This window comes from Aliiglaciecola sp. 2_MG-2023 (assembly GCF_030548145.1).
In the GTDB taxonomy this organism is placed as follows: domain Bacteria; phylum Pseudomonadota; class Gammaproteobacteria; order Enterobacterales; family Alteromonadaceae; genus Aliiglaciecola; species Aliiglaciecola lipolytica_A.
Map to the genome: position 1 here is coordinate 1 of NZ_JAUORY010000066.1, position 774 is coordinate 774.

Here is a 774-nt window from a genome sequence, read left to right on the forward strand (position 1 = left end):
AAACTGTGGTGCTTTTTGCATTTCTGCTTCGCAGGCAAAAATCACCCCAATTTATTCCACCGTTTAGTAAAGCGTTATGCGATAAGGATATCGATTTGAATTTTCTGGTAGTTTTAGCAAGCTCAAGAGCTGATGGTAATACTGCAAAGTTATCCCATGTGATTGCAGATAGTCTGCAAGCCCAGACCATTGATCTTCAAAATTTATCAATTTCATACTTTGATTACGAAAATCGCAATAAATCTGATGACTTCATTCCGTTAATTGAACGCATCGTGTCATCAGACTTTGTTGTATTCGCTACGCCTGTATACTGGTATTCCATGTCGGCACAGATGAAAACCTTCTTTGACCGTATTACTGATTTACTAACAGTAAATAAAGAACTTGGTCGAAAGCTGCGGGGGATGCCAATCTCGGTAGTTGCTACAGGTACAGATGCGGAATTGCCTTCTAGCTTCAAAAGTCAATTCGAGCTAATCTCTGGCTACCTTGGGTTGGTCTATCACGAACCTCTGTATTGTTGCTGTCCAGATGAGTTTAGTCTTCAGCAACACCAGCAGGCAATTCAAGGTTATCTTAGCAAAATCGCATAACAATCTGCTGTAGTCGCTCGCAGGCTCGCTGGGACGCAAACACATGGGCTGCGTCGCTTCGCTCCTAAATTTTAGCCCATGTGTTTCCGCCCCTAAGCAGGGCGTTATGTTTCTAAACTATGATTAAAGAAATCGCGATCTTTTACATTGCAGTATTTTCCATTTATTTACTTCTTTC

Annotated in this window: 1 protein-coding gene; it reads left to right on the forward strand. The window is 41.5% G+C overall.

The window, feature by feature from the left end; genetic code table 11:
• Positions 1 to 596 (forward strand): flavodoxin family protein (locus Q4567_RS22215; protein ID WP_303502488.1); only part of this gene is annotated, 596 nt, incomplete at its 5' end.
• Positions 597 to 774 lie beyond the last annotated feature (178 nt).